This window comes from Humitalea rosea, assembly GCF_003253705.1.
In the GTDB taxonomy this organism is placed as follows: Bacteria; Pseudomonadota; Alphaproteobacteria; order Acetobacterales; family Acetobacteraceae; genus Humitalea; species Humitalea rosea.
The window spans coordinates 259,923-282,224 of record NZ_QKYU01000001.1 but is presented as its reverse complement, the minus strand read 5'-3'; the positions used below and the strand labels follow the sequence as shown (position 1 = coordinate 282,224).

The following is a 22,302-nucleotide window of genomic DNA, read 5'->3' as shown; positions in this document are numbered from 1 at the left end:
CGTGAATATGCCGGAATGAGGCCCTGTGAGGCGGCTGCTACAGCCGAACGCGCAGAAAATTGGCGATCTCGCCAATGATGCCTCGCCGGAAGGCAAGCACGCAGATCACGAAGATCCCGCCCTGCATCACCGTGACCCAGGCGCCGAATTCGGCAAGGTAGTTCTGCATGGTGATGATCACCGCCGCCCCCACCACCGGGCCGAACACCGTGCCGAGGCCACCGAGCAGGGTCATCAGCACGACCTCCCCGCTCATGTTCCAATGCACGTCGTTCAGGGTGGCGATGCCGAAGACGATGGATTTCGTCGCCCCGGCCACGCCGGCGAGCCCGGCCGAGAGGATGAAGGCGATCAGCTTGTAGTCATCCGCGCGATAGCCGAGCGAGATGGCGCGGGGCTCGTTTTCCCGGATCGCCTTCATCACCTGGCCGAAGGGCGAATGCACGATCCGGTGGATCATCAGGAAGCCGGCGAGGAAGATGCCCGCGACCAGCCAATAGAGGGTGAAGTCGTTGCTGAGGTCGAAGAACCCCAGCAGCTTGCCGCGCGGGATGGACTGGATGCCATCCTCGCCATGGGTGAAGGGCGCCTGCAGGCAGAAGAAGTAGACCATCTGCGCCAGCGCCAGGGTCACCATGGCAAAGTAGATGCCGGTGCGCCGGATCGCCAGCCACCCCATGCCGGCGCCAAGTGCCGCCGCGACCAGACCGCCGGCGATGATCGCAAGCTCCGGCGGCAGCCCGAGCACCTTGGCCAGATGGCCGCAGATATAGCCGCCCATGCCGAAGAAGGCGGCATGGCCGAAGCTCAGCAGGCCGAGGTAGCCGATCAACAGGTTGAAGGCGCAGGCGAAGAGCGCGAAGCACAGGACGTTCATCAAAAAGACGGGGTAGAGGATGAACGGGCTGATCACCACGAAGGCGACCATCAGCCCGAAGGCCAGCAGCTGCGCCAAGGTGAAGCCGAAGAGGACATCCTTGGCCGCCGCGGGGGCGGGCGAGAAACCGCTGCCGTCAGCCATGTCTCAGGCCCTCCCGAACAGGCCGGCCGGGCGCGTCAGCAGCACCACGGCCATGATGACGAAAACCACGGTCGCCGAGGCTTCGGGATAGACCACGCGGGCGAAGCCCTCGATCATCCCGAGCGCGAAGCCGGTGACGACGGAGCCGAGGATGGACCCCATCCCCCCGATCACCACCACCGCGAAGACCGTGATGATGAAGTTCGATCCCATGTTCGGGTTCACCGAATAGATCGGCGCGGCCAGCACGCCAGCGAAGGCGGCCAGCGCCACGCCGCCACCATAGGTCAGGGTGATCATGCGCGGCACGTTGATGCCGAAGGCCTGCACCAGCTCCGCCCGTTCCGTCGCGGCCCGCAGATAGGAGCCGAGCCGCGTCTTCTCGATGACGACCCAGGTGGCGAGGCAGACGATGAGCGAGGCGAGCACCACCCAGGCGCGATAGCCCGGCAGGATCATGAAGCCGAAATCCACCGTCAGCGCCCGGAACTCCGGCGGCGGCGAATAGGGCAGGCCCGAGGAGCCGAACTCGTTGCGGAACACCCCCTCGATGATCAGCCCGAGGCCGAAGGTCAGCAGCATGCCGTAGAGATGGCCGAGCTTGTAGAGACGGCTGATCATCAGCCGCTCCAACAGCACGCCGAAGGTGCCCACGATCAGGGGTGAGAGCAGCAGCGCCCACCAATACCCGATCCCGAGCCAGTTCAGCAGCATCCAGGCGACGAAGGCGCCCATCATGAACAGGGCGCCATGGCTGAAATTGACGACGTTGAGCATGCCGAAAATCACGGCAAGCCCAAGCGATAGCAGTGCATAAAAGGCGCCGTTCACCAGCCCCAGCACCATTTGCGAAAGGATATCTTCGATCACGGCGTTGGGGCCCCGGTCATCAGTTCAGCGGTCATCAGTTCAGCGGAGGTCAGTTCACAAAGCGGCGTGCCGGTTCAGGCCGGCAGGCTGCAACCACCTTCGGCGAGCGGGCGGAAGGCCTGGTCGGCCGGGGTCGTGCCCAGCAGCTTGTAGTAGTCCCAGGCGCCCTTGCTCTCTTCCGGGGTCTTCACCTCGAACAAATAGCAGGGGTGCAGCTTGCGCCCATCGGAGCGAATGCTGCCGGCACCGAAGCAGTCGTCGTCGGTCGGCATCGCCTTCATGCGCGCGACGGCGGCGGCGCCGGAGGCCTTGGCCGCGGGCACGCCCATGTCGGCGACCGCCTTCAGGTAGTGCAGCACGGAGGAATAGCAGCCGGCCTGCACCATGGAGGGCTTCATGCCATCGGGCAGGTTCACCCGCTGGGTGAAGGTGCGGGTGCGCTCGTTCAGATCCCAGTAGAAGGTCTCCGACAGCACGAGCCCCTGCGCGGTCGCAAGCCCGAGCGCATGCACGTCGGTGACGAAGACGAGCAGCCCCGCCAGCTTGGTGCCGCCGCGAGTGATGCGGAATTCCGCGGCCTGCTTGATGGAGTTGCTGGTGTCGCCGCCCGCATTGGCCAGGGCGATGACCTTGGCGCCCGAACGCCGCGCCTGCTGCAGGAAGGAGGAGAAATCCGTGGTGCCCGGGAAGGGCGTGCGGACCGAGCCGATGATGCTGCCGCCCTGGCTGCGGACGAAGGCGCCGGTGTCGCGCTCCAGCGCGTGGCCGAAGGCGTAGTCGGCGGTGATGAAGAACCAGGACGACCCGCCCGCGCGCACCATCGCGCCGCCGGTGGACTGGGCCAGCATCCAGGTGTCGTAGGTCCAGTGGATCGTGGTCGGCGCGCAGGCCGAGCCGGTCAGGTCCGAGGTCGCCGCACCGGAATTCAGGTAGACCTTGTCGCGTTCCCTGACCAGCGTGTTCACCGCCAGCGCCACGCCCGAGGAGGGCACATCGACGATGATATCGACGCCGTCGCGGTCGATCCACTGGCGCGCCACGGTCGAGCCGACGTCGGGGCGGTTCTGATGGTCGGCCTGGAGCACTTCGACGGTGATGCCACGGGCGGTGATGCCGCTGTCGACGATCGCTTGGCGGACGCATTGGGTCGAGCCGGGGCCGGACAGGTCGCGGTACAGGCCGGACTGGTCGTTCAGCACGCCGATCTTGATGGTGTTGGCAGCCTGGGCGCGTGCGCTGCGCGTGGTCATGACAGTCCCGATGGCCGGGGCCGCGGCCAACGCCGCGAGGATGGTGCGGCGGTCGAAGTTTTCCATGCTTTCCTCCAGGATTGTTATTTAGACGCCAAGGTATTCGTGCAGGCGTTCAACGTTCGACGCCATGTCCGAATTCGGGACCATATCCACCACGCGACCATGTTCCATGACGTAATGCCGGTCCGCGACGGTCTGCGCGAAACGGAAGTTCTGCTCGACCAGCAGCACGGTGAAGCCGCGTTGCTTGATCTCGCGGATCATGGCGCCGATCTGCTGCACGATGACCGGGGCCAGGCCCTCGGTCGGCTCGTCCAGCAGCAGCAGCCTGGCGCCGGTGCGCAGGATGCGGGCGATCGCGAGCATCTGCTGCTCGCCGCCCGAAAGCTTGGTGCCGGGGCTGCGCGCGCGTTCCTTCAGGTTGGGGAACAGCGCGTAGATCGTCGGCAGGTCGAGCCCCCCCGCGCGCACCACCGGCGGCAGCATCAGATTCTCGGTGACATCGAGGCTGGCGAAGATGCCGCGCTCCTCGGGGCAATAGCCGATGCCGGCGCGGGCGATGAGGTCGGAGCGCAGCCCGATCATCTCCCGCCCCTCATAGGCGATGGAGCCGGTGCGGCGCCCGACCAGCCCCATGATGGAGCGCAGGGTCGTGGTCTTGCCCGCGCCGTTGCGGCCGAGCAGGGTCACCACCTCGCCCTGCCGCACCTCGATGCCGACGCCGTGCAGCACATGGCTTTCGCCGTACCAAGCCTCCAGCGCGTCGATCTTCAGCAGCGGCGGCGCCGTCGTCGCGTCAAGCATGCGCCATGGCCCCGGATTGTTCGGGATCGGTGCCGAGATAGGCCGCGATCACCTCGGGATTGCGGGAGACCTCGGCATAGGGTCCCTCGGCCAGCACCCGGCCGCGGGTCAGCACGGTGATGGTGTCGCAGAGCCCTTCGACGACCTTGAGGTTGTGCTCAACCATCAGCACCGTCCGCCCCTGCGCCACGCGCTTCACCAGCTCCACGATGTGGTCCACATCGGCATGCGTCATGCCGGCGGTCGGCTCGTCGAGCAGCATCATCTTCGGGTCCATGGCCAGGGTCGTGGCGATCTCCAGCGCCCGCTTGCGGCCATAGGGCAGGCTGCCGGCGGTGGCAGTCGCGTATTCGGCCAGCCCGACATCCTCGAGCAGCGCCATGGCACGCTCATTGTAGGCCCGCAGCGGCGCCTCGCTGCGCCAGAAGTCGAAGGAGGCGCCGCGTTCGCGTTGCAGCGCGAGCCGGACATTCTCCAGCACCGTCTGGCTCGCGAAGACCGCGGAGATCTGGAAGGAGCGGATCAGCCCCAGCCGCGCGATATCCGCCGGCGCCATGCGCGTGATGTTGCGCCCATTATAATGGATCGTGCCGCGGGTCGGCTGCAGGAACTTGGTCAGCAGGTTGAAGCAGGTGGTCTTGCCCGCACCATTCGGGCCGATCAGCCCGTGGATGGTGCCCGGCTGAACCGACAGGTTCACGTCGGAGACAGCGACGAAGCCACGAAATTCCTTCGTGAGGCCGCGCGTCTCCAACAATGCCGGTTGCTGCCCCGACGAAATGCCGGCTGTCCTTTCGGTCGTCGTATTCGACACCGAGTCCTCCCCCCCTGATGTGATGGCCCGTTGGTTTACGGGTATTTTTGGGCGATCACGCTGTGTCGGGCCACGGCCTCGAGTGACCCAGTGACCCAGTGACCCATTGATGCCTGGACCGTGGCCGGCTTGCAAGCGAAGACAAGAATCCGCCGTCGAAACACCCGAGGATGGTAACAATCGATTTATTGTCCTGCCCCCCGGCGGCGGGGCCGTCACCGGCGATGGATTGGCCGAGGCATAATTGTTGCGTTCATGTCATGAAGCCGCGTCATGAAACCATGTCATGAAACCATCATCGCCCGGACGCGGCCGCCCGCCCCGCCCGACGGCACCGCGCCACGGCAAGGATGAAAAATCCGCGACGCCCAGCGCGGCCCGGCCATGACCACGGCACCGCATGGAGGCTGAATGCCGCATCGCAACAGATGGCCAGAACTGGCGAGAGGCCAGGACTTGGCGATCGTGTTTTGCTTGGCGATTGCGCTCCGGCGACAGGATGTTACGTTGTGCAAGTGTTACTCAAAGGGTTGGTCATGGCGCTGCGGATGTCGGTTCGGCGGATGTCGTCTCGGCTGTCAGCAGCCGGGCAATGGGCGACGCACCCCCTCCCCTGGGTCGCCGTCCTCGCCCTGGCCGCGCTCAGTGCTGGCGCGCGTGCGCAGACAGCGCCCGCGCCACCGACGGCAAGCCCGATCGAGCGCCTCGCGCCCACCACCCCGCCGAGCCTCGCGCCCTCGATCGCCCCACCGCCGCTGGTGCCCCAGACCGGGCCGGGTGCGGCGCAGCGGATCACCATCGGCCGGGTGGTGCTGCCCGATTCGGAAACCATCCCCGCCGCCCGGCTGCGCCCGGCGGTGGAGGGGCTGGAGGGCGCCACCATCCCGCTCTCCCGCATCGAGGAGGCGCGGCTCGACCTGCTGCGGATCTGGCGTGAGGCGGGCTATCCCTTCGCCGCCGTCAACGCCTCCGTCGCCCCGGCCCCCGGCGCCCCGGCCCCCGGGGGCGCCGAACTGCGGTTCACCGTGGTCGAGGGCTATGTCTCCGAGGTGAAGCTGGAGGGCGATATCGGCCCGGCAGGCACCCAGGTGCTGCGCTTCCTCAACCCGCTGACGGAAGTCCGCCCGCTGACCGGGGCGGCGATCGAGCGGGCGCTGCTGCTCGCCTCCGACATCCCCGGCGTCACCGTGCGCGGGCTGCTGCGCCCGGTCGCCGGCGAGCCGGGCGCGCTGCAACTCGTGGCGCAGGTCTCCCGCCGCAGTGTCAGCGGCTATGTCACCACCGACAACCGCGCCTATGAGCTGACCGGCCCCTGGCAGGTGCTGGGCGCGATCTCGGCCAATTCCTTCACCTCCCTCGGCGAGCGCACCGAACTCGCGCTGTACCAGTCCGAGAGCGATACCCAGCGCTTCGGGCAGGTCAGCGAGGAGTTCTTCATCGGCGGCTCCGGGCTGCGGATGCGGCTCTACGCCGGGGCCGGGCGGGCGCGGCCGGACGGCAGCCTCGCCCAGAACGGCTATGCCGGCGCGACGCGCGTCTTGGGCGCCGCGCTGATCTATCCGATCATCCGCTCACGGCCGGTGAACCTGAACGTCAGCGCCGGGCTCGATGCGCTGGAGAGCGAGGTGAAGCAGGGCTTCACCCCCTTCCAGGCGCGGCAATCCTATGATTCGGTGCGGGCGCTGCGCCTGGCGCTCGATGGCTCCCTGCTGGAAAGCGTCATCCCCTTCCTGCCCCAGGCCAGCAGCTTCGGCCTGATCCGCGTCAGCCGCGGGCTTGAGGCCTTCGGCGCGACCGGGGCCAATAGCGTCACCGCCGGCCGGCCCGGCAGCGATTTCGGCTTCCAGAAGGTCAACTTCGACGTCACCCGCAACCAGCCGCTGTTCCTGCTGGATGACGCGGCGAGCCTGTCGCTCCAGGCCAGCGTCGCCGGGCAGTGGAGCGATGACGTGCTGCCCTCGTCCGAGAAATTCTACTTCGGCGGCAACCGGCTGGGCCGCGGTTTCTACTCCGGGCAGGTCACCGGGGATCGCGCCATCGGCGCCTCGTTCGAGGCGCAGATCGATCGCCGCTTCGAGATCCCTGACACGCCTTTCGGCCCGCTGACCATCGCCTCGCAGCTCTACGCCTTCCGCGACTTCGGGCGTGCCTTCGAGAACAACACCGATCCCAACCGCCGCGTCTCCTCCTTCGGCCTCGGCCTGCGCCTGACCTTGAACGAATCCTATCAGTTCGAGCTGGAGGGCGTGAAACGCGTCAGCCGCCGGGTCGATGCGGGCTCGGAGGCGCTGCCCCCGCTCGAAGAACAGGCCGTCTATACCCGTTTCCTGGCCCGGTTCTGAGCCGAACCCGAGGAGTCCGCGATGGCCCAGTCCGATCTCTGCCGCACCCGGGTCTGGCTGCTGGGCTCCACGGCCCTGCTGCCGATCGCCATCGCCCCCGCCCTTGGCCAGAGCATCGCGCCGAACACCGCGCCGACCGGCGGCATCGTCGTCTCGGGGCAGGCGGCGATCTCGCAGAACCCCACCACCACAACCATCCAGCAGGGCAGCAACCGCGCCGCGATCGACTGGCAGAGCTTCAACGTCGGCAGCAACCAGGCGGTGCAGTTCCAGCAGCCCAACGCCGCCTCCTGGACACTGAACCGGGTCAATGCGCCCGATCCCTCGGTCATCGCCGGGCGCATCACCGCCAATGGCGGCATCGCCATCGTCAACCAGTCGGGCGTCGTCTTCACCGGCACGGCGCAGGTCAACATCGCCAGCCTGATCGCCTCCACCGCCAACATCACCAATGAGAATTTCATGGGCGGGCGGATGGTCTTCGACCAGCCCGGACGCCCTGGCGCGCGGATCGAGAACCAGGGCAGCATCACCGTCGCCGAACGCGGCATCGCGGCCCTGGTCGCTCCCGGTGTTTCCAACAGCGGCACCATCCATGCGCGCCTCGGCCGCGTCGCCTTGCAGGGCGCGGAAGCCTTCGCGCTGGATCTGGCGGGTGACGGGCTGCTCTCGATCGACGTCACCCAGGCCGTCCGCACCGCGCCCAATGGCGCCCAGGCGCTGGTCACCAACAGCGGCACCATCGATGCCGCGGGCGGCTCGATCCTGATCTCGGCACATGCGGCCTCGGGGCTGGTCGAGGATCTGGTCCGCCACACCGGCCGCGCCAGCGCCGAGACCGTCGATGGCCGCACCGGCCAGGTCGCGATCCGCGCCGAGGGCGGGGGCGTGCGCGTCGGCGGCACCGTCACCGCGACCGGCGGCGCCGGCCAGCGCGGCGGCAGCGTCGAACTCCGCGGGAGCACCACGACCAGCCTCGATGCCACGGCGCGCGTCGATGTCTCGGGCGGTACAGGCGGCGGCCGGGTCAACATCGGCACCACCGGCGTCGGTCGCAACCAGCGCATGGGCAGCCGCACCCGCGTCGCGCGCGGCGCCGTGGTGCGGGCGGATGCGACGGTCGCGGGCACCGGCGGCACCATCGCCGTCAATGCCGCCACCACCACCGAGGCCGAAGGCATCTTCTCCGCGCGCGGCGGCCCCTCGGGGGGCGATGGCGGCTTCGTCGAGCTGTCGGGCCAGAAGGGCATGACCCTCGATGCCATCGTCGATGTCACGGCACCGCAGGGGCGCGGCGGCACCCTGCTGCTCGATCCCGACAGCATCGAGGTCGTCGCCACCGGGGGCGGGGCGGTGCCGGTCGATCAGCCCGGGCTGCGCGTGGTCGCGGCGACCGATGGGGTTGCCGGCGTCACCCAGGTCGATGCGGCGCTGGTGAGCGCGGCGGGCGTCGCCACCGTCAGGCTGGAAGCAACCAACGACATCACCTTCAGCGCGCCCGTCGCGCGGGATGGCGATCTGCAGCTCTTCGCCGGGGGCAACATCGCCCAGGCGGCCGGGGCCATCATCTCGGCTGACACCCTCACGATCCGTGGCACCGGCGGCACCGGCGGCGCGACCCTGGTCAACTTGCCCGAGCTCAACCGCATCGGGAGCCTGGACGCCATCGCCACCAAGGGGCTGACCTTCAACAACGGCAGCACGCTCGACGTCCTGCGGGCGGTTGCGCCGGTGGTGACCCTCGCGACCACGGCCGGCAACCTCACGCTGTCCGGGCCGGTCGGCCAGGCCGGGGCCAGCGTCGATCTGACCGGCTTCATCGACCTGACGCAGACCGCGGGCGGGCTGGTCACCGCCGGGACGCTCGTGGTCAAGGCCTTCGGCCTCATCGACCTGCCCGAAGCCAATGACGTGCAGCGCTTCCGGAACCAGGGCAGCCTGCCCAGCTCACTCACCTTCGCCTCGACGCGCGACCTGGTGCTGGGGCGCGTTCAGGCGGCGTCGGATGGCAGCATCACGCTCACCGCGCCGTCGCTGGCGGTCGGGATCGTCGATGGCACCAGCTCGCTTTTCGCAGAATCGATTGCGCTGACCGCGACCGCGGGCAGCATCACGCAGATCCTCGGCGTCGCGCTCCTGAACGCCTCGGGCAGCACGGCGCTGCGCGCCTCGGCCACCGCCGACCTGCTGCTGCCGAACAGCGGCAACGACATCGGCACGCTCTTCGCCGAGGCCGGGGGCACGCTGAACGTCGCGACCTCCGGCGCCATGATGGTGACGCGCGCCTCCGCGACGAGCATCGCCCTATCCGCCGGCACGGGCCTGACGGTCCAGGACAGCGGGGCCGGCGGCCTTGGGGTGCAGGCCTTCGGCGCGATCGCGCTGGATGCGTCGAGCCTCGTGATCGGCAGCGTCACCGGCACCAATGGCAACACGGCGATCCGCTCGACCGGGGGCGGCACCCTCTCGCTCCGCGGCGATGCGCTGGACCTCGGCGGGCTTGTGACCACCGCGGGCACGCTGGAGATCGGCCCGCACACCGCCGGCTCTGCCGTGACCATCGGCGCGGCCGGCGGCTTGCAGATCGATCCCGCCCAGATCGAGGCCAATGTCGAGGCGACCACGCTGCGGATCGGCGAGACCACCATCGGCACGCCGGTCACCAGCGGTTCGGTCACCGTGGCCGCCGCCTTCCAGCCCTCCGCCACCGCGGTCGCGGGGCGGATCGAGCTCGTCTCCGGCGGGGCCATCGCGGTGAACGCGGCGCTCGGCCGCGCGGCCGCCCCCGGCGATGTGCTGCTCGCAAGTGCGACGACGATCGACATCGCGGCCCCGGTCACCGCCGCCATCCTGTCGCTGCACGCCAATGGCGCGATCGCGCAGACGGTGGCCGGCAGCCTCACGGCGACGAGCCTGCTGACGCGCGGCCTGTCCGGCGGCGCCACCCGGGCCGGGAGCGTCGATTTCACCGCGGCCTCGGCCACCAATGCGGTCTCTCGGCTCAGCCTCAACAGCACCGGAGCCGCGAGCTACACGCAGAGCGGGGCCTTCTTCCTCGATGGCGCCGATGTCGGCGCGGCGCTGACGCTGCGCGCGCTGGCGGGCGGGATCGATGCCACCGGCACCATCGCCGCCCAGACCCTGCGCGTGGAGGCGACGGGCCTGACCCAGTCGGGCGGGACCATCACCGCCGACCGGCTGACCGCGCTGACCACGGGCGCGATCGCCCTCGGCCAGGCCAATGCCATCGCCGCCATCCGCGCCGAGACCACGGCCCTCGGCGGCACCATCGCCATCACCACCACCGGCACCACCGAGGTCGCGGCCGATGCGATCGCCAGCGTCGGCTTCACCGCCGGGGCGCTGGTGGTCGGCACCGTCGATGGCCTCGCCGGCATCGCGGCACCCGGCATCACGCTGACCACGACGGCAGGCACGCTGACCCAGACCCAGGCGCTGACCGGCCTCGCGCCCACCGGCACGACGGCGCTGACCATCGCCACCGCCGCCGGCGCGGTGCTGGAGGATGCGGCCAACCGCATCGGCAGTGTCACGGGCAGCAGCGGCGGCTCGCTCTCCGTCCATTCCTCGACCGCGCTGACCGCTCTGGCGCTGGCGGCGGGCGGCATCGGCAATCCCCAGGCGATCGGGCTGCAAGGGCCGAGCCTGCTGATCTCAGGACCGCAGATCGCCGCCAGCATCGGCCTGGAGGCCACCACCGGCACCATCACCCAAAGCGCCACCGGCGTGCTCTCCGCGCCGGGCGGCGCCACGGTGCTGACCACGGTCTCGGCCGGGGCAACCACCCTGACCCAGGCCGGCAATCTCATCGCGGATGCCACCGTCACCGCCGGCAGCCTGCCCGCCCGCGCCGCGGTGGCGCTGCGCAGCGATGCCGGGCTGACGGTGCGGACCGGGCCGGCCGGCGTCGCCGGCGTCTCCGACCTGACGATCGATGCGCCGGACGTGGTGCTGGATGGCGTGCGGACGGCGGCGGGGCTGAACGTCACCTCCGGCAGCGCCATCACCCAGACGGCGGCGGTGAGCGTTGCCGGCAGCATGGATCTCGCGGCGGCCGCGCAGATCCTGCTGGACCGTGGGGACAATGCCTTCTCCAGCCTCGGCCGCATTGCCGCCGGCCGGGCCGCGACCAGCGATGCGCAGAACCGGCTGGTGCTGCGGACCGCCGCGGCCGGGCTGCTGCTGAACGATGATGTGACCCTCGGCCTCACGGCCGGTGGGCTGACCGCGCGCAGCGGCGGGCGGATCGAGCTGGTCGCCGATGGCATCGCCTACAACAAGGGGCTGATCAGCACCCCGGGCGGCACCGTCAACCTGGCACCCGCGACGGATGGGCGGCATGTGGCGCTGGCCCGGGTCGGGGGAATCGACGACGTCACCGCCTATGACGGGACGCAGGAGCTGGCGCTGAGCGCGGCCCTGCTCGGCGCCGTGCGCGCCGATACCTTGGTCGTTGGCGAGGCGCCCTCGGCCGCCGGCATCCGCGCCGGCAGCATCCGCCAGTACAGCGGCGACATCGACCTCAGCAGCGCGGGCGCGCCGGGGCTGCTGACCCTCGCGGCGCGCGGCTTCATCCGCCAGCGCGGTTTCTCGGGCACCGTCGCCGATGAGGCGGCCGGCACCGGCGGCGCCGGTGGCGCCGGCGGCACGCGCGGCGGCCTGACCGTCACCGCCCTCAGCGCGACCTCGGACACCGGCGACATCTGGCTTGGCGCCGACAATGCCAGCCTTTCGGTGCGGGGGATGACGGCGGCGGGGCCGATCGTCCTGCGCCTCGCCCCCGGCCAAGCCCTGGATGTGACGGGCACGATCCGGGCCGGCACCGGCGCCGTGCCCTCCCGCGTGACCCTGGTCGCCGACACCATGACCGCCAGCGGGGCCGCGCTGGTCTCCGCCCCCGGCGGCGATATCGAGCTGCTGCCGGTCACCGCCGGGCGCGGCGTGACCCTGGGCGATGCCGGCACCCCGGCGGGGCTGGTGATCTCCTCCACGCTGGCCGCCGCCCTCGGCGATGCCGGCGATGCCAGCGCCCGCGTGATCATCGGGCGCAGCACGGATAGCGCCGTCACCGGCAATGCGCTCTGGGCCACGGATTTCTCGCTGGGGCGGCAGGAGGCCTTCCTGGGCGATACCGGGGCGGCGGCATCGGGGCCGCGCACGGCCGGCGATATCCTGCTGGGCACGGGGGCCGATTTCACTGGCCGCGTCGGGCGACTGGAGTTGTTCGCCGGCGTCGAGGGCACCGCCACCGGCCGCATCAGCCAATCCACCGGCACGCTGATTGTCTCCACACTGAGCGGCGAGAGTCGCAAGGGCAGCGTCATCGACAGCGCCAGCGTCGCGACGCTGGCCGGCTTCCGCGCCGGCACCGCCGCGACCGCGCTGGGCGAGGCCGATTTCGGCCTCGGCAACGGCGCCGCCGCGCTGACCGTCTCCGGCACGCTGAGCGTGGGGCTGCGTGGCGATGCCAGCATCGCCTCCCGCCTCGGGCGGATCGAGCTTGCCGCCGGCAGCCTCGACCTCGCCGCCGACCTGACCGCGCCCGCCGCCCTCGGCAGCGCGCTGGCGGCCGGGAGCGCGACCAGCCAGGTGGTGCTGCGCGCCAGCGCGGGCGCGATCACGCAATCGGCCGGCAGCATCGCCGCCGGGCGGCTTGCCGCCCTGGCGCCGAATGGCGCGGTGACGCTGGGCGGCACCGGCAACCTGATCCGCGGCCTCGCGGCGGTGGGCGCGACCTCGCCGCTGCTCGGCGCCGCGATGGGGGGTGACGCCGCGACCGCGCTGCTGGCCGGCGGCGATATCGTGTTCACCACCACGCTCGCCACCGGGCTTGCGACCGAGGCGGATCGCGCGCTGCTCGTCACCGGGGCGATCCGTGCCACGGGTGGTGCCGCCGGCACCGTCATCGCCGATGCGGATGCGATCGAGACCGCCGGGGCGCGGGCCGGGGATGCCATCGTCACCGGCGCCGGGCGCAGCGTGACGCTGACCGCCGATGACCTGGATCTCCAGGCGGCGGTCTCGACCAATGGCGGGACCTTGCGGATCGCGCGGCTGGATACCGGCGTCGCGGATGTGGTGCTCGGCTCGCGCGCCACGGCCGATGAGGTCGGGCTGTTTCTTTCCGCCGCCGAACTCGCGCAGATCAATACGCTGGGCGCCCTGCCCGGCTTGGCGCCCGCCGGCACCGCGCTGCCCGGCCGCACCCTCCTCGTCTCCACCGGCTCTATCCGGGTGAATGAGGCCGTCACCTTGCCCGATGCCGGAGAGTTGCGGCTGCAGGCGGCGGGCGACCTCTCCCAGACCAATGGCGCGGCCATCGGCGCGCGTGCCCTGTCCGGCAGCATCGGCGGGCAGGTCGCGCTGGCCGCCGCCGACAATGACATCGCGGTGGTCCGCGACCTCTTCGCCGGGGGCGATATCGCGCTGCGGCTCGGCCGCGCCGGGGGCGCGCTGGTGCAGGGCTATGACGCCTCGACCGGGGCCGCCTCGGGCAGCGCCGCGCCGCGCATCACCGGCACCAGCGCGGGGTTTGGCCTGCGCAGCGGCGGCACCATCACGGTCGCGGCGGATGACCTCGACCTCCGCGCCGAGATCGGCACCGAGGGCAGCGCCATCGCCCTGCGCCCGATCCTGGCCGGGCAGGCGCTGTCGATCGGCCGCATCCCGGAGCCCGCCGCCGGCAGCGCGCTGTCGCTGACGCCGCTGGAGCTGGGGCACCTCGCTTTCTATGCCCCCGCCAGCAAGTTCGGCACCCCGGTCACGGGGGGCACCACCCTCACCCTCGGCTCCGATACGGCAGGGATGCTGCGCCTTGGCCGCTTCACGCCCAATGCCGAGACGCTGGTGCTGCGTTCCGGCGTGGGCATCGAGCAATCCGACGCGATCGCCGGGGATCGCACGGCGGCGCTGACCGTCACCAACCTCGATGCCCAGGTCACCACCGCCGGCACCGCCGCGATCTGGCTTGGCGCCGACAACAAGATCGGCAGCGTCTCGGCCCGCGTGCTGGGCGCGGTGCCGGGCAGCAGCCTCACCCTCGCCCAGGCGGCGGGGCGGACCCTGACGGTCGGGACCAATGGCCTCGCCGTGCCGGTCGGCGGCCGCATCACGCTGGTCGCGGATACGCTGGCCTTGAACGGCACCGTCTCGGCGCCCTCGGGGGCCGCGGCGGATGCGCTGTCGCTGGGCGGCACGTTCGGCACGGTCGAGATCGCCCCGCGCACGCGCGGCCGGGCCGTCGCCCTTGGCGGGGCGCAGGCCTCCAGCCTGCTGATCGATGCCGGCATCCTGGCGCGGATCGACACCAGCAACGCCGGCGGCCCCGGCCTCGGTCTGCTGCGGATCGGCGCCAGCGACGATCAGGTGATCGCCGGCAACGGCACCGGCCTCGCGGCCATCGGCGGCTCCCAGACGGTTCTTGGCGCGGGGCCGGTCACGGCGGGGGCGATCACCATCGTCGCGGCCACGGACGTGACCGGGGCGGCGCGCCAGCTTGAACTCTATGCCGGCGCGCAGGGCGATGCGGCGCGGTCCGCCATCTCTCAGGCCGGCGCGCTGACCGTGACCCGTCTGGCCGGCGCCGCGACCGGCGATATCCTGCTGCCGCTGGCGGCGAACCAGATCCAGGTGCTGGCGCCGCGCTTCGGCCTCGGCACCGGGGCCTCGCTCACCGCGGGCGCCGGGATCGGCCAGGATGAGGATGTGGTCCTGCGCCTGGCCAGCGGCGTGCCGCTGCTGTCGGTGACCGGGCAGGTTTCGGTTGGCGGCGAGACCAGCGTCGCCGTCGATGCGGGCGTTGTGCGCCGGCTGGAGCTGCGCGCCGCGGATCTGGAGCTGGGCGCCGGGCTGATGGCCTCGCGCGGCACCGTGCTGCTGGCGCCGCTGGCCGAGGATGGCACGGCCCCCATCCTGCTCGGCGCCACCGGCACCGGCTTCGCGCTGACCACCGCCGAGATCGCCCAGGTCGATACCCGCCACAGCGGCGGCGGCGCCGGCACGCTCCAGATCGGCCTGGCCGGCGCCACGCCGGGCACCGGCACGGGCGCGATCACCCTCGGCGGCGATGTGGCGGTGTCGGATGCGACCTCGGCCCGCGTCGCGGAACTGCGGCTGGAAACCGGCATCGCGGCGGATGGCACGCGGCAAGCCGTGACCCAGGCCGCCGGCACGCTGAGCACCCCGACCCTCTCCGGCAGTATCGCGGGCGGGGTGAGCCTGACCGCGCTCGGCAACCGCATCAGCCGCATCACCGATCTCGCGACCGGGGGCGACACCGCCATCGCGGTCGGGCTGGCGGATGCCTCGGGCGTGCCGCTGCTGGATGCGCGGTTCATGCCGGTCGGCGGCGCCGGGCCGCTGCGGCTGGATCGCGGGCCGGGTGGCTTCGCCCTGGCCATGGCGGGCGGCGGCACCTTGGCGCTGACCGCCGATGGGCTGGCGATCGAGGCCGGCGCGGGCACGCTGCGGGCGCCGGGCGGCACCGTGCTGCTGCGGCCGCGCAGCGATGGCCGCGCCATCCTGCTCGGCGGCGGGCTCGATACCGCCGGGCTGGCGCTGGATACCGCCGAACTGGCCGCGATGGGGGAGGCCGCCTCCCCCATCGCCCTGCTGCGGATTGGCGCCGACACCGCCGGCGCGATCACCGTGCTCGGCGATGCCGGGCTGCGCGACGCCGCGACCGACGCCACCAGCGCCATTCCCGGGGAGCGTGTGCAGCGGCTCGAACTGCGCAGCGGGGCCGGGATTTCGCAGACCGGCGGCCGCATCATGGTTGGCGATTTCGCCGCCAGCGGGACCAGCATCGCGCTGGACGGCTCCAACCAGATCGACCGTGTGGTGGGGCGGACCGCCGATGGCGCGCCGGGCACCAGCCTGGCCGAAGGGCTTCTGGCCACGGGCGGCGTCAGCCTCACCTCGACCCGCGCGCTGACCCTGGCGGCGGATCTGCAGGCAGGCGGGGATCTGGCCATCATCGCGAGCGGCGCGGGCGCCGATCTGACCCTGGCCGCGGCGCAGAGTGCTGCCAGCGCCGGCGGCAATGCGACCTTGCGCAGCACCGATGCCGATCTCCTCATCGCCGGCAGCCTGACCGCGCTGAACACCGCGACCGCCGCCGCCGACCTCGGCTCCGCCACCCTCACCGGCAGCATCGCCGGCACCGCCGTGGAATTGCTGGCGGGCACGGATGCCGTGGTGACGGGCGGCAGCCTCACCGGCGCCAGTGCCACGATCCAGGCAGGGCAGGATGCGCGGCTGGATGCGGGCGCCGGCGTCACCGGCGCGAGCGTCGTGGTGGATGCCGGGCGCGATGCGATCGCCGGCGCCGCGACCATCTCCTCCAGCGGCGGCCTCAGCCTCGCGGCGGACCGGGATGTGGTCCTGGCCGGGGCCTCGACGCTTTCGGCCGCGACCGGGCTCGATGTCACCGCCGGGCGCGACCTCGCCAGCAGCGGCAGCCTCGCCACCAGCGGCGGCACCGCGACGCTGACCGGTACCGGCAGCCTGACCCAGCATGCGGGGCTGATCGCGGCCCCCGTGCTGGTGCTGAACGGCGGCACCATCGCCCAGGCGGCGGCGGGGGCGGATATCCAGGCGCCACGCCTTTCGGTCGCCGCCACGGGGGCGGTGACGCTGGGGGCGCTCGGCGGCCATGCCAATGGCATCTCCGAGCTTGCGAGCTTCACCGCCGGGGGCGCCAGTACGCTGCGTTCGGCCGGGGATCTGATCGTGACCGGCCCGGTGACGGGCGGCGGTGGCCTCGTGATCCGCGCCGATGGCGCGATGACCCTGCCCGATGGCGTGGCCGTGACCGGCGCCACCGGCGCGGTGGCGCTGGATGCCGGCGGGGCGATGACGTTGGGGGCGGCGACGGTGCAGGCCCTGGCCGGGGATGCCTCCCTGACCAGCGGCGGCGCCGGCCGCTTTGCCGGCGCGCGGATCGCGGCGCGCGACAGCCTGACCGTTTCGGCGGCGGCCAGCCTCGCCTTCACCGATGTGGTGCTGGATGCGGGCACCGTCCTGGCCGCGGCCGGGCAGGATCTGGCGGGCACGCGCCTCACCGGCACCACCTCGGGCGGCTTCCGCCTCAGCGCCGGGGGCAGCGTCGGGCTGACCGCCAGCGCCTTCACCGCCGATGTCTTCGAGGCCCTGGCGGGCGGCGCGCTGGCGCTGGATGGGGTCCAGATGACGCTGGGCAATTCCGGGCTGCTCTCCGGCGCAAGCTTCAGCGGGAGCCGGGTGACGGCCACGGCGCCGGGGCTGCTCCGGGTCCAATCGGCGGGCGGGCTGGATCTGAGCGACAGCACCCTTGTCGCCGGCACGCTGCAACTCGCGGCCGGGGGGGCTGAGACGCTGACCCGCGACCGCTTCACCACCACCGCGCTGGATGCGGCGGCGGGCGGCGACCTCACGGTCGATACCGTCACCGCCGGCGGGCGCACCGCGCGGTTCGCCGCGGGCGGCTCCGGCACTTTCCGCACAGCCTCGCTCACGGCCAGCGAGGCGCTGACGATCGCGGCGACGGCGGGGCTCACCCTCACCGATACCGGGCTGGATGCGGGCGCGGCCGCGATCTCGGCGGGGCAGGATCTGGCGGGCACGCGCCTCACCGCCACCACCACAAGCGGCTTCCGGCTCGGCGCCGGGGGCGGCCTCGGGCTCGCCGCCAGCACCATCACCGCCGCGGGCTTCGAGGCGGTGTCGGGGGGTGGGCTGGCCCTGGATGGGGTACGGCTGACCCTCGGCAGCTCCGGGCTGGTCTCCTCCGGCGCGGGCTTCACCGGGACCCAGCTTGTGGCCACCTCCGGCGGCGGGCTGCGGATCGCATCGGCGGGCGACTTCGGCCTGGTCGGCAGCAGCCTTGCCGCCGGCACGCTGCAACTCGCGGCCGGGGGGGCGCAGACGCTGACCGGCACGACCCTGAGCTCGACCACGCTCGATGCGACCTCGGGCGCGGCCATGGCCTATGACACCGTGACCTCCAACGGCGGCGATGCGCGCTTCGCGGCGGGCGGCGCGGGGGAGTTCCGCAATGCCTCGCTCTCGGCGGCCAAGACGCTGTCGATCTCGGCCGCGGGCGGGCTCACCTTCACCGATGTCACGCTGGACCCGATCACCGTCACCCTCGATGCCGGCCAGGCGCTGACCGCGACCCGGCTGACGGGGATCGCGACCGGCACCTTCGGGCTCAGCGCCGGGGGCGCGATCACCCTCACCGACAGCCGCTTCACCGCCGATGTCGTCCAGGCCCTGGCGGGCGGCAACCTTACGGTGAATGGCGTGACCTTCACGCTCGGCACCTCCGCCGTGCTGTCGGGCCAGACCACCAGCATCGAGGCGCTGACCGCCCGTGCCGGCGGGGTGTTCCGCATGACGGCGCGCGACACGCTGCGCCTCGGCAACAGCCGGTTCACCGCCGATGTGGTGGAGGCGGTGGCGGGCAGCCCGGGGGCCGTGGGCAGCACCATCACCCTCGATGCGCCTGTCAGCATGGCGCTCGGCACCGGCGCCTTCCTCGCCGCCGGGGGCGGCATCTATATGCCCGGGTTGCTGACGATCACCCCGCAGCAGGTCACCCGCCTGCCGGTGCTGGTCACCGAAACCCGGCAGCGCGCCGATGCCTATACCGCGCTGCCCACGACGGCGGTGCCCGACGTGCCCGGGCGGCGGCCGCAGGAACAGGGCACCCAGGTCGCGACGCGGACCTCGCCCAGCGCCTTCACCCCGGTGGCCGATGTCCGCCCGGCCGGCGAGGTGGTGCTGAATGTCGCGGCGGGGGATAGCGCGATCTTCCTGCTGATCGATGGCGGCAAATCCTCCGGCACGATCGATGCCGGGCGGCTCGGCATCCATGGCGGCAGCGGGGCCGCGGAGTTCACCGGCAACCTCGGCGGGCTTGAGGGCGGGCTGTCGGCGACGCGCGGCGATGTCTCGCGCTTCCTGACGACGGGGCTGTTCACGCCGGGCTCGCAGCAATTCTACCGCTTCAACGCCTGCGTCATCGGCGCCACCGCCTGCAATACGCTGGCGGTGCTGCAACCGCTGCCGGTGGTGCTCACCAGCATCCCCGACCTGCGCCTGGCGCCCACGCCGCGCGATCCCGACGCGCTGCTGCCGAATATCGCCGAGGAGGATTACTGAGCCATGCGCGCCCCCGGCCTCCTCCTCCTGCTGGCGCTCGCCGCCTGCCAGTCCCCGCCCGAAAGCGCCTATGTCGCCGGCAGCGGCACCGTCACCGCGACCGCCGCCGGCCAGGATGCGCGCGGCGAGGCCTGCACGGTGCAGACCGGCCGCGCCATCCCGACCGACACCACGCCGCTGCAAACGCGTGAGGTCTTCTGCGGCGGCTGGACGCAGCCCGCGGCCCGGCTGGTCGATCTGCCGGGCGGGGCCGGCAGCCTGGAGGCGCTGGCCAGCGGCGGCGCCTGGCGCGCCTGGGTGGACCAGCGCTACGTCTGCGCCGCCCCCACCGCCACCAGCATTGCCGGGGGCGCCCGGGCGCTGCTGCTCGCCTGCACCCGCAAGGCCGGCGGCTGGCCGCAGGTCGCGATGGTGATCGAGGGGCCGCGCGGCCCCGTGCTGGCCGATGGCGTCTCCACCGTGGTCCCGGTGATCGAGCGCCTGGCCAGCGGGCAGACCAGCACCGCCAGCACCGGCGCGCGCTCCGAGGCGCTGGAACTCGCCGTGGCGCGGCTTTCGGCCGGCAGCTTCGGCGCCAGCGAGGTCGGCCGCTTCGACGAGCTGATGTCGCTCGGGCTCGAACTGAACCAGGCCGAGACCTTCGGTGCGGCCGAGGAAGCCTATCGTCAGGCGCTGGCGGTGCAGGAACGCACCCTTGGCGCCGGCAATCCGAACACCGTCACGCCGCTGATGCATCTCGCGCTGAACCTCTCCAACCAGCGCCGGCTGGCGGAGGCGGAGGTGCTGTTCCGCCGCGCCGATGCCCTGGCCCCTGGTGCAGCCGACCCGGTCGCGGTGCCGCGGCTGCTGCATTACCGCGCCCTGCACGCGCTGAACGGCGGCCATCCGGCGGCGGCGCTGCCGCTGCTGAACCAGGCCGAGGCGCGCTATGCGACGCTGCTGCCGCGCGGGCTGGTGGAGGGCGAGCGCAGCGACGGGCTGGTGGTGCTGGCCGATCCGGTCTCGCAATCGGCGATCCTCGGCCTCGCGGAGGCGCGGCGCTCGCGCGGGATCGTGCTCGCCCGGCTGGGCCGGCCGGAGGATGCCGCGACCTCGGTCGCCGAGGGCCGCAGCCTGCTGCGCCGCGCCGGGTTGGAGGCGAACATGCTGACGGGCCGCGCCCTGCGCACCGCGGGGCAGGCCGAGATCCGTGCCGGCCGCGCCAGCGAATCCGCCCGGCTGCTGAACCTCGCCGCCGCCCGCTTCGCCATCGCCGCGCCCGGCGAACGGCCGGAGGCGGTGACGCTGTTCCTGGTCGGGCAGCAGCGGGCGGCGAGCGAGGATGCCGCCGGCGCGCTGAGCGCCTTCCGCTCGGGTGCGGCGATCCTGCGGGCGCGGCAGATCAGCCTGCCGGGCAATGTCGTGATGCCCTACCTGGACACGCTGGCCGCCGAGGCGGCGCGCTCCGGCGCCGATCGCGCGGCGCTCCAGATCGAGATGTTCGGCGCCGCCCAGCTTGCCCAGCGCAGCGGCACGGTGCGCTTCGTGCAACAGGCGACGGCCCGCCTCGGGGCGGCTTCGGGCGATCCGCGCGTGGCCGAGGCGGTGCGCAAGCTCCAGGACGCCGAGCGTGACATGCGCCAGCTGTTCACCGAGCGCGATGCCGGCACCACGCCCGGCCCCGAGCTCGACCGCCGGATCACCGAGGCGCAGGGCAAGCGAGGCGAGGCGGAGGCCGAGGTCGCCGCCGCCGCGCCGAGCTTCCGCCAGCTCCTGCTGGCCAGCGTCGATGCCGGGGCGGTGCAGCGGGTGCTGGGCCCGGATGAGGCGATGGTGACGATGCTGCTGGGCGAGACCCACGGCTATGTCTTCGCCATCCTGCGGGACCGGGTCATGGCCGCCCGCACCGGGCTGAACGAGGCGACGGCCGCCCGCATGGTCGGCACCCTGCGCGAGGCGACCGCGCCCAATGCCGGGGCCAGCGGCCCGGGGCGCTTCGATGTCACCACGGCGCGGGCGCTGTATGACGGGCTGCTCGGCCCGCTGGAGCCGGCGCTGGCCGGGGCGACGCGCCTTGTCGTCGCGCCCGACGGGCCGCTGCTCTCGCTGCCCTTCGGGATGCTGCTGACCGGGCCCGCCGATCCGGCGGCGCTCGGCGCCGCCCCCTGGCTGATCCGCCGCTTCGCGCTGGAGCATGTGCCGGGGCCGCAGACCCTCGTCTCCCTGCGCGCGGCGACGGCGGGCAGCAGCGCGCCCCTGCCCTATGCCGGCTTCGGCGATTTCGTGCCGGCGACGGCGACGCAGCTTGCCCACAGCTTCCCCCCCGATCGCTGCGCCGAGGATGCGCGGCTCGCCTCGGGCCTTGGGCGGCTGCCGGGAACGCGGGCGGAGGTGAGCATCGCCGGGCAATTGCTGGGTGCTGCGCCGGACGCCATCCGCCTCGGCCCCGAAGCCACCAAGGCGGCGCTGCTGACGGCGCGGCTGGACCAGGCGCGCATTCTGCATCTCGCGACCCATGCGCTGCTGCCGGGCGAGCTGTCCTGCCTGCCGGAGCCGACCATCGTGCTCTCCACCCCCGCGGGTGCTGCGGATGCCAGCGCGGCCTTCCTGACGGCCTCCGAGGTGCTGGGGCTGAAGCTGGATGCGGATCTGGTGATCCTGTCGGCCTGCAACACCGGCGGCCCCGGCGGGGCGGGCGGCGGCGAGGCGCTGTCGGGCCTCGCCCGCGCCTTCTTCTATGCCGGGGCACGGGGGTTGATGATCACGCATTGGGCGGTGGATGACACCGCCGCGACCCTGATCGTCGCCGATACGCTGCGGCGCCAGGCGGGGGGCGCCTCCTCCGCCGCGGCGTTGCAGGGGGCGCAGCAGCTGCTGCTGGACGAGGCCGGGCGGCGGCTTCCCGCGGCCTATGCCCACCCGTATTATTGGGCGCCTTTCGCCCTTTTGGGCGATGGCCGCCGTGAAGTCGCCACACCGGTGCGTTCCGCTGCTGCGGAAATGCCCGCGCGGCTGTAGGCTGCGGCCGGGCCGAGCGAGGCTTGGGGGGATAGCGCG

Annotated in this window: 8 protein-coding genes; 3 read left to right on the top strand and 5 right to left on the bottom strand. The window is 72.3% G+C overall.

The features are described from left to right. Positions 1 to 37: 37 nt before the first annotated feature. From C8P66_RS01195 to C8P66_RS01175, 5 genes are all read right to left on the bottom strand, one after another. Positions 38 to 1,021 (bottom strand): branched-chain amino acid ABC transporter permease, encoded by a 984-nt coding sequence (locus C8P66_RS01195; protein ID WP_111396303.1) that lies wholly within the window; start codon positions 1,019 to 1,021, stop codon positions 38 to 40. Positions 1,022 to 1,024: 3 nt separating this feature from the next. Continuing rightward, complete coding sequence (locus tag C8P66_RS01190; RefSeq protein ID WP_456303627.1) at positions 1,025 to 1,891, bottom strand: branched-chain amino acid ABC transporter permease; 867 nt, start codon at positions 1,889 to 1,891, stop codon at positions 1,025 to 1,027. Positions 1,892 to 1,965: 74 nt separating this feature from the next. Next, on the bottom strand, positions 1,966 to 3,207 hold the full coding sequence (locus tag C8P66_RS01185; RefSeq protein WP_111396302.1) for an ABC transporter substrate-binding protein: 1,242 nt from the start codon (positions 3,205 to 3,207) through the stop codon (positions 1,966 to 1,968). Between the two features lie 21 nt (positions 3,208 to 3,228). Further along, positions 3,229 to 3,948: an ABC transporter ATP-binding protein gene (locus tag C8P66_RS01180; RefSeq protein ID WP_111396301.1), complete on the bottom strand. Its 720-nt coding sequence runs from the start codon at positions 3,946 to 3,948 to the stop codon at positions 3,229 to 3,231. Then, positions 3,941 to 4,762: an ABC transporter ATP-binding protein gene (locus tag C8P66_RS01175; protein ID WP_245903141.1), complete on the bottom strand. Its 822-nt coding sequence runs from the start codon at positions 4,760 to 4,762 to the stop codon at positions 3,941 to 3,943. Before C8P66_RS01175 ends, C8P66_RS01180 begins: the two co-directional genes overlap by 8 nt. 563 nt (positions 4,763 to 5,325) lie before the next feature. Between C8P66_RS01175 and C8P66_RS01170 the strand changes: the two genes are divergently transcribed. Genes C8P66_RS01170 through C8P66_RS01160 form a run of 3 tightly spaced genes read left to right on the top strand, consistent with a single transcriptional unit; the run spans position 5,326 to position 22,263 of the window. Then, entirely contained in the window at positions 5,326 to 7,104 is a 1,779-nt protein-coding gene (locus C8P66_RS01170; RefSeq protein WP_158537054.1) for a ShlB/FhaC/HecB family hemolysin secretion/activation protein, read from the top strand. Positions 7,105 to 7,125: 21 nt separating this feature from the next. Continuing rightward, positions 7,126 to 19,266: a two-partner secretion domain-containing protein gene (locus C8P66_RS01165; RefSeq protein WP_111396298.1), complete on the top strand. Its 12,141-nt coding sequence runs from the start codon at positions 7,126 to 7,128 to the stop codon at positions 19,264 to 19,266. A 3-nt stretch (positions 19,267 to 19,269) separates the two neighbouring features. Next, positions 19,270 to 22,263, top strand: coding sequence for a CHAT domain-containing protein (locus tag C8P66_RS01160; RefSeq protein ID WP_111396297.1), 2,994 nt, complete (start codon positions 19,270 to 19,272; stop codon positions 22,261 to 22,263). Positions 22,264 to 22,302 lie beyond the last annotated feature (39 nt).

What these genes read in the sequence shown, in the direction of transcription:
- C8P66_RS01195 (WP_111396303.1), bottom strand. Translation starts at nt 1,021, where the DNA reads ATGGCTGACGGCAGCGGTTTCTCGCCCGCCCCCGCGGCGGCCAAGGAT.
- C8P66_RS01185 (WP_111396302.1), bottom strand. Translation starts at nt 3,207, where the DNA reads ATGGAAAACTTCGACCGCCGCACCATCCTCGCGGCGTTGGCCGCGGCC.
- C8P66_RS01180 (WP_111396301.1), bottom strand. Translation starts at nt 3,948, where the DNA reads ATGCTTGACGCGACGACGGCGCCGCCGCTGCTGAAGATCGACGCGCTG.
- C8P66_RS01170 (WP_158537054.1), top strand. Translation starts at nt 5,326, where the DNA reads ATGTCGTCTCGGCTGTCAGCAGCCGGGCAATGGGCGACGCACCCCCTC.
- C8P66_RS01165 (WP_111396298.1), top strand. Translation starts at nt 7,126, where the DNA reads ATGGCCCAGTCCGATCTCTGCCGCACCCGGGTCTGGCTGCTGGGCTCC.
- C8P66_RS01160 (WP_111396297.1), top strand. Translation starts at nt 19,270, where the DNA reads ATGCGCGCCCCCGGCCTCCTCCTCCTGCTGGCGCTCGCCGCCTGCCAG.